Source organism: Streptomyces sp. NPDC029044, assembly GCF_040637495.1.
Lineage (GTDB): Bacteria > Actinomycetota > Actinomycetes > Streptomycetales > Streptomycetaceae > Streptomyces.
In genome coordinates this window covers 39,287-48,108 of record NZ_JBEZWN010000058.1, presented here as the reverse complement: position 1 = coordinate 48,108, position 8,822 = coordinate 39,287, and the positions used below count along the sequence as shown (strand labels likewise).

Annotated in this window: 6 protein-coding genes; 5 read left to right on the top strand and 1 reads right to left on the bottom strand. The window is 70.0% G+C overall.

Annotated elements, in window-relative coordinates; all coding sequences use genetic code 11:
* The first annotated feature begins 142 nt into the window (after positions 1 to 142).
* The 4 genes from AB0E85_RS31880 (at position 143) to AB0E85_RS31865 (ending at position 6,508) form a co-directional block, all read left to right on the top strand.
* Positions 143 to 1,591: an ABC transporter permease gene (locus tag AB0E85_RS31880; RefSeq protein WP_361934529.1), complete on the top strand. Its 1,449-nt coding sequence runs from the start codon at positions 143 to 145 to the stop codon at positions 1,589 to 1,591.
* A 128-nt stretch (positions 1,592 to 1,719) separates the two neighbouring features.
* Positions 1,720 to 2,403 carry an ABC transporter ATP-binding protein gene (locus AB0E85_RS31875; RefSeq protein WP_361934526.1) on the top strand — a complete coding sequence of 228 codons (684 nt, stop codon included), beginning with the start codon at positions 1,720 to 1,722 and terminating at the stop codon, positions 2,401 to 2,403.
* 207 nt (positions 2,404 to 2,610) lie between these two features.
* On the top strand, positions 2,611 to 5,925 hold the full coding sequence (locus AB0E85_RS31870) for a S8 family serine peptidase (protein WP_361934538.1): 3,315 nt from the start codon (positions 2,611 to 2,613) through the stop codon (positions 5,923 to 5,925).
* A 70-nt stretch (positions 5,926 to 5,995) separates the two neighbouring features.
* The gene (locus tag AB0E85_RS31865) at positions 5,996 to 6,508 is read left to right on the top strand and encodes a hypothetical protein (protein ID WP_361934523.1); all 513 of its coding nucleotides are present in this window, start codon (positions 5,996 to 5,998) and stop codon (positions 6,506 to 6,508) included.
* A 29-nt stretch (positions 6,509 to 6,537) separates the two neighbouring features.
* Here the strand turns inward: AB0E85_RS31865 and AB0E85_RS31860 are convergent, their stop codons facing one another.
* Complete coding sequence (locus tag AB0E85_RS31860) at positions 6,538 to 7,452, bottom strand: helix-turn-helix transcriptional regulator (protein WP_361934520.1); 915 nt, start codon at positions 7,450 to 7,452, stop codon at positions 6,538 to 6,540.
* Between the two features lie 181 nt (positions 7,453 to 7,633).
* Between AB0E85_RS31860 and AB0E85_RS31855 the strand changes: the two genes are divergently transcribed.
* Positions 7,634 to 8,674, top strand: a complete 1,041-nt coding sequence (locus AB0E85_RS31855; RefSeq protein ID WP_361934518.1) for an NAD(P)-dependent alcohol dehydrogenase — start codon at positions 7,634 to 7,636, stop codon at positions 8,672 to 8,674.
* Positions 8,675 to 8,822: the final 148 nt, after the last annotated feature.

Sequence of the window (8,822 nt, the reverse complement as noted above, 5' to 3'; positions counted from 1 at the left end):
TACTGCGGGGTCCCCGGCCCCGCCGCCTATTAGTCCGCCGCCCTCCCCCGCCCGGGGGTGGGCGGCGGCCTATTCGTCTCTTCTCATCCACCTCTTATGCGCGGCTCAAGTCCTCATCACAGACCGTCCCTAGCTTGCTGCCATGTTCTTCACCTATCTGAGGCGCGAGCTGCGCCGCCGCAGAAAAGCGGCCCTCGTCGTCGCCTCCGGACTGGCGCTGGGCATCGCGCTGGTCATCGTCGTCTCCTCCGTGTCCGCCGGAATGGGCCGGGCGCAGGACAAGGTGCTGGAGTCGCTGTACGGGCTGGGCACGGACATGACCGTCACCAAGGCCGCGGCACCGGCCGGGAGCGACGCACAGCGGCCGCGCTTCCGCTTCGACGCCCGGGACGACGGGTCGGGCGGCGAGCAGAGCAGCGACCGTGTCATGGTGCGCGGCTTCCAGACCCTGGCCGGTTCGACCGTGGGCAGGGTCGACGCGCAGAGCGGCGTCGCGGACGCGGTGGGCGGGCTGAGCCTCCAGGTCCTCAAGGTCAGCGGCGCGTTCACCCGGGGCCGGTTCGAGCAGGGTGAGGGCGGCGGCGGGCAGGGCTTCGGCCGGGGCGGGGCCCAGCCCTCGCCGCAGGGCCGCGTCGAGGGCGGCGGCGCCGACTTCGACGTGAACAACTACTCCGTCTACGGCACCGACGTCACCAAGCCGGCCCTCGGACCGCTGACCTCCTCGAAGATCACCAGCGGCCGTTCGTTCACGAGGAGCGAGACGGACGCGAAGGTCGCCGTGGCGGACGCGGCGTACGCCAAGGAGAAGAAGCTCAAGGCCGGTTCCACGGTGACCATCAAGGGCACCGGGTTCAAGGTGGTCGGCATCGCCACGGCCGACAGCGGGGACGCCGCCGCGAACCTCTACGTCCCGCTGAAGCGGGCGCAGACACTGGCCGGCGTCAAGGACCAGGTGACCACCGTCTACGTCAAGGCCACCGACTCGCAGCGGATCGGCAGCGTCAAGTCGGAGATCCAGAAGGACGTCCCGGGCACCACGGTCACCACCTCCGCCGACCTCGCCGGAACCGTCTCCGGCTCCCTGTCCACGGCCTCCTCCCTCGCCGCGAGCGTCGGCCGGTGGCTGTCGGCCGTGGTCCTCGCGGCCGCGTTCCTGGTGGCGGGCCTGCTGACGTCAGCGGCGGTCTCGCGCCGGGTCCGCGAGTTCGGCACGCTCAAGGCACTGGGCTGGACGTCGGGCCGGGTGACGCGGCAGGTGGTCGGCGAGGCGGTGGTCAACGGCCTGGTGGGCGGTGCGCTGGGCATCGCGCTGGGGCTGGCGGGCGCCTATGCCGTGACCGCCGTGAGCCCCACGCTCCAGGCGCAGTTGGGCGGGGCTGGGGGCGGGGGCGGCATCGGCGGCTTCGGAGGCGGCCGGGGTCGTGAGGCCGCCGGGAGGACCCTCGACGTCGCCCTCACCGCGCCGGTCAGCCCGACGACCATCGCCCTGGCGGTGGCTCTGGCCGTGACGGGCGGGCTGGTCGCGGGGGCCTTCGGCGGCTGGCGGGCCTCCAGACTGCGCCCGGCGGACGCACTGCGGCGGGTGGAGTAGGCGCTCCCCTCAGGCCGACGGCACCAGCACGGACCTCAGGGGCGCGGGGCTGTATCGATGTGCGGCTCCGCCGCGTGAGCGCGCCCCCCCACGCACCCGCACTCGAAGGCGATTCAGGAGCTCCCGGAATGTACGAACTCAAGGCCGTCACCAAGCACTACACCCGGTCCAAGAACACCGTTCCAGCACTCGACGGCATCGACCTCACCATCCCCGACGGCGACCGACTGGTCATCCAGGGTCCCACCGGCGGCGGTAAATCCACGCTGTTGCAGATGCTCGGCGGTCTCGACCGCCCCACCTCCGGACAGGTCGTCCTGGACGGCACCGACCTGGCCGCGCTGCCGGAGGCACGACTGACCCGGGTGAGAAGCGAAAGCATCGGCTTCGTCTTCCAGTCCTTCAACCTCATCCCGACGCTCACCGCGCAGGAAAACGTGGAGACGGCCCTCGTCCCCCTCGGCATGAAGCCGAAACAGCGACGCGAACAGGCCGCCGAGGCACTGGAGTCGGTCGGCCTCGGCGAGCGCCGCGCGCATCTGCCCGGCGAGATGTCCGGCGGTCAGCAGCAACGCGTGGCCATAGCCCGGGCCCTCGTGAAGCAGCCGAAGGTGCTCCTTGCCGACGAACCCACCGGGAATCTCGACGAATCGATGCGGGACGAGATCATGGATGTGCTCGAACGCATGTGGGAGGAACTCGGTCTCACCTTCGTGATGGTCACCCACGACTCGGAGATTGCGCGGAAGGCCCCGCGCCTGGCGACGATCCGCAAGGGCCGGATCAGCGTCAAGGAGAACACGCGTGCGTAACCCGGCAGCCCTGTAACGGAGTTCCGACGGCCGTGTAACAGTCGGCCGACGAATTTCTTACCTCCTTCTCATCTATTGAGCACCTGATCACCTCTCGGCATACTGCCTCTTCCGGGGGGTGTACGGGCATGCGTACGAGACCACCCCCGGCCGGGTGAACGGGGAATTCACCCGGTTCTTCTGCAAGGGGGAAACTTGCGCAGACAAGTGAAAAGGGCGTGCGCGGCCACGGTCGCCACAGCGGCGGCCGTGGCCCTGGCGGCGGGTATGACCAGCCCGGCGTCGGCCGACGGCGACAGGGCGGCAGCGTCCGCCAAGCCGGCCTCCCTCACCGCCAAGCACCGCATCACACTGATCACCGGCGACCGCGTCGTCCTGGACGCCAAGGGCCGTGTCATCGGCCTGGAGCACGCCAAGGGCCGCGAGGACGTACCCGTCCAGATCCGCAAGGTCGACGGCCACACCCTCGTCATCCCGGCCGACGCGGCCCGCCTGGTCGCCACCGGCAAGCTCGACCAGCGGCTCTTCGACGTCACCGAGCTCAACAAGTCCACGACCCGGAAGGCCCAGAAGAAGGGCCTGAAGGTCATCGTCGGCTACCAGGGCAGCGCCGCGTCCACCAAGGCCGACGTCCGCGACGCCGGCACCCTGCGCCACACGCTGAAGTCCGTGAACGCGGACGCGGTGCAGACGCCGCAGGCCGAAACGCCCGAGCTCTGGGACGCGGTCACCAACGGCGAGAAGACCGCCTCCGGCATCGCGCACGTCTGGCTCGACGGCGTCCGCAAGGCCAGCCTCGACAAGTCCGTCCCGCAGATCGGCACCCCCAAGGCGTGGGCGGCCGGCTACGACGGCAAGGGCACCAAGATCGCCGTCCTGGACACCGGTGTGGACGCCACCCACGACGACCTCAAGGGTCAGGTGGTCGGCGCCAAGAACTTCACCACCTCGCCCGACGCCACCGACAAGGTCGGCCACGGCACGCACGTCGCCTCCATCGCGGCGGGCACCGGCAAGAAGTCCGGCGGCAAGTACAAGGGTGTCGCGCCCGGCGCGAAGATCCTCAACGGCAAGGTCCTCGACGACGGCGGATTCGGCAGCGACTCCGAGATCCTCGCCGGCATGGAGTGGGCCGTCGCCGAGGGCGCCGACGTCATCAACATGAGCCTGGGCGGCGGCGACACCCCGGCGATCGACCCGCTGGAAGCGGCGGTGAACAAGCTGTCCGACGAGAAGGGCGTCCTGTTCGCCATCGCGGCCGGCAACGAGGGCGACTTCGGCGAGCAGACCATCGGCTCCCCGGGCAGCGCCGCCGCGGCCCTCACCGTCGGCGCGGTCGACGACAAGGACAAGCTCGCCGACTTCTCCAGCCGCGGCCCCGGCATGGACGGCGCCCTCAAGCCCGACGTGACCGCGCCCGGCGTGGACATCACCGCGGCCTCCGCCCCGGGCAACCAGATAGCCCAGGAGGTCGGCGAGAAGCCGGCCGGCTACATGACGATCTCCGGTACGTCGATGGCGACCCCGCACGTCGCGGGCGCCGCGGCGATCCTCAAGCAGCAGCACCCGGAGTGGAAGTACACCGAGCTGAAGGGCGCCCTCACCGGCTCCACCAAGGGCGGCAAGTACACCCCGTTCCAGCAGGGTTCGGGCCGGATCCAGGTCGACAAGGCCATCAAGCAGACCGTGATCGCCGAGCCGGCCTCGGTGAGCTTCGGGGTGCAGCAGTGGCCGCACACCGACGACAAGCCGGTCACCAAGGAGCTGACGTACCGCAACCTCGGTACGAAGGACGTCACGCTGAAGCTGGCGTCGACGGCCACCAACCCGAAGGGCCAGGCCGTCCCGGCCGGCTTCTTCAAGCTCGGCGCCACCTCGGTGACGGTCCCGGCCGGCGGCAAGGCCTCCGTGCCGTTCACCGTCAACACCAAGCTGGGCGGCACGGTCGACGGCGCCTACTCGGCGTACGTGACGGCCACGGGCGGCGGCCAGACCGTCCGCACGGCGGCGGCGGTGCAGCGGGAGATCGAGTCGTACGACGTGACGCTGAAGTTCCTCAACCGGGACGGCAAGCCGGCGAAGAACTACAGCGCCGACCTGACCGGCATCGCGGGCCTGGGCAAGGGCAAGGGGGCCATGCCGTACGACGCCGACGGCACGGTCACCGCGCGTCTGCCCAAGGGCACCTACGTCCTGAACACGAACATCTTCGCGGGCGACGACCCGGAGAACTTCGAGGGCGTCGACTGGCTGGCCCAGCCCAAGCTGAACGTCTCCAAGAACACGACGGTCACGCTGGACGCCCGCAAGGCCAAGCCGGTGGACATCACCGTCCCGGCCACGGGCGCCAAGTCGGAGTTCGCCTCGGCCGACTACACCGTGGAAGCCGGTGACAGCAGCTACGGCTACGGCTGGTGGCTGGACTCCTTCGCCGACATCCGCACCGCCCACGTCGGGTCGCAGGTCACCGACGGTTCGGTCACCCAGCAGTGGGACGGCCACTGGTCCAAGGGCGACAAGGAGGAGTACGACGTCGTCGCCGGCGGTCCGGTCAAGCAGCTCGCCACCGGTTTCACCAAGCACTACAAGGCCGGTGAGTTCGCCACGGTGAAGGCGGGGCTCGGCGCCTCGGCGAGCGGCAAGAAGGGCTCGGTCAGCGCGGTGGGCTGGATGCCGTGGAGCTCCGGCGCCTCCTCGATCGGCATCCCGCAGACCCTGCCCGGCACCCGCACCCTGCACCTGTCCGCGCAGGGCGGCGTGAAGTGGCAGCTCGAGTTCGCCCAGTCCGGCGGTGTGGACGCCGACGGCTTCCCGGTCGACGAGGCCGCCTACGACATGGGCACGCACAAGTTCGCCGCCGGCAAGAGCTACTCGAAGACCGTCAACACCGCTGTCTTCGGACCGCGCCTGACGAGCGACTTCGGGGTCTTCCGTGAGGGCAACGAGATCTACGGTTCCCTGCCGCTGTTCGCGGACGGCAAGGGCAACGTGGGCTACTCGAAGTTCTCCGCGGTCGAGACGACCCTGTACCGCAACGGCACCAAGGTCGGCAGCAACGACGACCCGCTCTTCGGCGACAAGCAGTTCAAAGTCCCGGCCGGCGACGCCGCCTACAAGCTGACGACGTCGGTCAAGCGCAGCGTCAAGGTCGCGGCCGCCTCCACCCGGGTCGACGCCAGCTGGACGTTCCGCTCGAAGAAGACCAGCGACATCACCAAGCTGCCCGTCTCCACGGCCCGCTTCCTCGCGGCCACGGGTCTGGACAGCAAGGCCCCGGCCGACAAGACCGTCAAGATCCCGGTCACCGTCGAGGGCGCGGCCAAGGGCAGCAACCTGAAGTCCCTGTCGGTGTACGCCTCGTACGACTACGGCAAGACCTGGAAGAAGCTCACCGTCAAGGACGGCAAGGTGAGCGTCAAGAACCCGGCCAAGGGGAAGGGCATCTCCTTCCACGCCAAGATCGCCGACAAGAAGGGCAACAAGTCGACGATCTCGATCTACAACGCGTACTTCGGCAAGTAAGCCGTAGCGCAAGCGTGTTGACGACCCGCCGGGAGCCCTGCTCCCGGCGGGTCTGCCGTAGGGTCCTCGCATGACCGCCGCAGTGACCGCCATGATCACCGCCGTCGTGGGCGTCCTCGGAACGCTCTTCGCGCCGGTACTCGGCCAGCGGCTCTCCGCGCGGCAGCGGGACGAGGAGACCCGGGCAGAGGAGCGGCGACGGCGCTACGAGGAGCGCAGAGACGCGTACACGGCGATGAACAGGGCCTCGCGCCAGTTCCACACCCTCCTGAAGGACGCCCTGCACCGCATCCGCGACGGGGTCTACGGCGATGCCGAACGCGTTCAGCTCGAAGAGACCCGGCGCGACTACCGGGACCGGTACGCCGAGGCCCAGATGATCGTGCCGGAGCGGATCCTGGAGGCCTCCCGGTCCGTGAACGAGGTCCTCGCGGGCATCGACGCGGTGGTCAAGCGGCTCGACCGCGGCGTGGCCCGGGACGGCGAGAGCGCCGAGGGCGCTCTCCTCGACCTGAAGGAGGCCGAACCGCGGCTGTCCGCGATGCGCGGGCTGATGCGGGAGGACCTCGGCATCGTCGACTGAGGCGAAGGTGACCTCCGCGGGTGACCTGCTTACTCCGAGGGCGCCGACGCCCTGGTGCCGGAGCGGGTCGCGTCCGCCCCCCAGCTCGCCAGCAGGCGCAGCGCCTCCGCGGACGGGGTGCCCGGCTCCGCGTGGTACGTGATCAGGGAGTGCTCGCCGTCGTCGACCAGGCGGAACGTCTCGAAGGACAGGGTCAGGTCGCCCACCAGGGGGTGGCGCAGGCGCTTGACGCCGTAGCTCTTCTCCTTGACGTCGTGGGCGGCCCACAGGCGGCGGAACTCCTCGCTCTTCACCGACAGCTCACCGACCAGCGCCGACAGCTGCGGATCGTCGGGGTGGCAGCCGGCGTCCATACGCAGGTAGCCGACGATGTCCGCTGCCTTCTGCTCCCATTCGACGAACAGCTCGCGGTACTCGGGCCGCAGGAACACCATCCGCGCCCAGTTCCGCTCCTGGGCCGGCTGCTCCGCCCAGTCGCCGAAGAGAGCCGCGGCCATCCGGTTCCACGCCAGGATGTCCGAGCGCCGCCCGACGATGTACGCCGGGACGTTCTCGATCGAGTCCAGCAGGTGCCGCAGCGCCGGCCGCACCTGCCGGCTGCGCGACGCGGGCTTCTTCTTGTGCTGCTTCGGCTTCGCCAGATGCATCAGGTGCGCGTGCTCGGCGTCGCTCAGCCGCAGGGCGCGCGCGATCGCGTCCAGCACCTCCGCCGAGACGTTGCGGCCGTTTCCCTGCTCCAGCCGCGTGTAGTACGCCACGGACACCCCGGCCAGCTGCGCCAGCTCCTCGCGGCGCAGCCCGGGCACCCGGCGCCGCCCGAAATCGGGCAGCCCCACGTCCTCCGGCTTCAGCCGGGCCCGCCGGGTGCGCAGGAACTCGCTGAGCTCGGCGCGCCGGTCCAGGCCGCCACCGGCCGTCTGTGCGGGTTCGGGCTGTTCGTCCATGCCGTCCAGTATTCACGGTCGTACGCTCACGAGCCTGACCCCACCAGTGGTACGCACCGTGTGCGTACGCAAAAGCGTGGTCTGGGTGAGCACGCCCGAATCGGGCACGCTGGTGATCGTGCCCGGTCAGAAGATCCAGAAGGCAGCCGGGCACACGACCCCCGCTAGGAGAACCCCCGGCATGACCACTGTTGCTGCGTACGCCGCTCCCGCTCCCAAGGCTCCGCTGGAGCGCACCACCATCGAGCGCCGCGAGGTCCGCGAGTTCGACGTCCTGATCGACATCAAGTTCGCCGGCATCTGCCACTCGGACATCCACCAGGCCCAGGAGGGCTGGGGCGAGGCGATCTTCCCGATGGTCCCCGGCCACGAGATAGCCGGTGTCGTCACCGAGGTCGGCCCGGGCGTCACGAAGTTCGCCGTCGGCGACCGCGTGGGCGTCGGCTGCATGGTCGACTCCTGCCGCGAGTGCGAGAACTGCAAGGCCGGCCGCGAGCAGTACTGCGTCCAGGGCAACGTCCCGACGTACAACGGCATCGGCCACGACGGCGAGCCCACCTACGGCGGCTACGCGCAGACGGTCGTCGTCGACGAGAACTTCGTCGTCCGCATCCCCGACGGGCTGTCGCTCGACGTCGCGGCCCCGCTGCTGTGCGCCGGCATCACCCTGTACTCCCCGCTCCGCCGCTTCGGCGCGGGCCCGGGCAAGAAGGTCGCGATCGTCGGCCTGGGCGGCCTCGGCCACATGGGCGTCAAGATCGCCAACGCCCTCGGCGCCGAGGTGACCGTGCTGTCGCAGTCCCTGCGCAAGCAGGAGGACGGCCTGCGCCTGGGCGCGGCCCACTACTACGCCACCAGCGACCCGAAGACCTTCGAGGAGCTGGCCGGCACCTTCGACCTCATCGTGTCCACGGTCTCCGCCCCGCTGGACTTCAACGCGTACCTGTCGCTGCTGAAGACCGAGGGCACGCTGGCGAACGTCGGCGCCCCCGAGGAGCCGGTCTCCCTCAACCTCTTCTCGGTGATCGGCGGCGGCAAGACCCTCGCCGGTTCCATGATCGGCGGCATCGCGGAGACCCAGGAGATGCTGGACTTCTGCGCCGAGCACGGCCTCGGCGCCGAGATCGAGCTGATCCGCGGTGACCAGATCAACGAGGCGTACGACCGGGTCCAGGCCAGCGACGTCCGCTACCGGTTCGTGATCGACACGGCGACCATCTGACCGCCGGCCTGCTGACTTGCTGGAAAGCACCCCCTGAGGGCCCCGGCCGCGTGCCGGGGCCCTCAAGGCTTCGTGATGCACGACAGGGCGCACGTGGGGTACACGTGGGGAAGTGCGCGGGTACACGCGGGGGGGGGGGAGTGCACCA